Below are 267 nucleotides of genomic sequence, written 5' to 3'. Positions count from 1 at the left end.
CGCGGCCGCGACCCCGAGCACCTCAACCCCGCCGAGGTCGAGCACCGCCGCCGGGCCTCCGGCCTGGACACCGTCCTGCCCACGCTGCGCAGCACCCTGTTCGACCCGGTCAGCGACCTGCCGCTGATCCTCGCGGTGGCCGACCGGACCGGCACCGTGCTCTGGCACGAGGGCCCGCGCGACCTGCGCCGCAGCGCCGACCTGATCGGCTTCATGACCGGCGGCCGGTGGGGCGAGGAGTCGGTGGGCACCAACGGGATCGGCACC

Annotated in this window: 1 pseudogene; it reads left to right on the top strand. The window is 76.0% G+C overall.

The features are described from left to right. A pseudogene (locus tag C7C46_RS35235) lies at positions 1–267 on the top strand (transcriptional regulator); the annotation flags it as partial.

Origin of the sequence: Streptomyces tateyamensis, assembly GCF_003205575.1 — a bacterium.
Taxonomy (GTDB): domain Bacteria; phylum Actinomycetota; class Actinomycetes; order Streptomycetales; family Streptomycetaceae; genus Kitasatospora; species Kitasatospora tateyamensis.
The sequence above is the reverse complement of the archived record's forward strand: the minus strand, read 5'-3'. Positions and strand labels throughout refer to the sequence as shown.